General features: G+C 70.2%; 1 protein-coding gene. It reads left to right on the top strand.

All coding sequences use genetic code 11. The features are described 5' to 3' along the window. Nucleotides 1–828: hypothetical protein (locus Acy02nite_RS46190; protein ID WP_203756831.1), on the top strand; the 828-nt coding region annotated here is incomplete at both ends.

The raw sequence follows: 828 nt of genomic DNA, 5'->3' as shown, positions 1-828 counted from the left end.
GCCCGATCATGCATCTCTACGGCTATCACCGCCACCATCTTCCGGCCGACGAATGGCTCGCGCCCGAGGAACTGATGTCCAGCTTCGCCATCGATCTGGCCGCCGCGCGGCGGCTGATCGACCAGGAGCGGAACTTTCCCTACCCTTCACCGGACGACCTCGCGGTCGACGGGTCGCCGCTGCTCGACGAAGTGGCGTTCTGGCCGGCTCATCTGCGCTACACCACCGATCCGGAGGTGGACCTCCCGGCCGCGTTCGGCCTGTCCGAGGATCAGGTGCTGGCGACCGGGCTGGCGCCGCTCACGCGCCTCGACCAGTGGCCGGTCTTCACCGTTGCATTGCCGGCCGGCGGCGTCATTCTGATCGTGCACCGCACACAGCACTCCCGGACACTGCTGCGCGGCCAGTGGGTGCAGCAGGCAGCCGAACACCAGGTCGACTTCTGGCTCGCCCCCACGGACGGCGCCGGCCTGCCGCTGGGAATGCTGGCAGCCGAGCTACGAGGGCCCGCCCTGCGATGGCCGGAGCTCAAAGCGATCGCGAAGGCGGCCGCGCCGGATCGGCGGGAGATCGCCCGCCGGTTGCTACTGCTCGCACCGATGCTCGGCGACAAACACGTAGAGGCCGAGGCGGTCACCTGGTTCGCCGAGGCGATCTCGGTGCTGGGCGGGCTGGACCGCTCCGTGCCGGCGGTCCGGCGCGCGGCCAAGCGGCTCACCTACGGCAACGAGTGCTTCCGGTTCGCCACCTGGCGCGAGGAGGACGGCATCTGGGTGTGCGACGGCGTCGACAGTCCTCGGAACCCGGACCCGTTGATCGGGCTGCCCG

This window comes from Actinoplanes cyaneus (genome assembly GCF_016862095.1).
GTDB lineage: Bacteria > Actinomycetota > Actinomycetes > Mycobacteriales > Micromonosporaceae > Actinoplanes > Actinoplanes cyaneus.
Note: the sequence above shows the minus strand (reverse complement) of the source record. Positions and strands in the feature narration are given on the sequence as shown.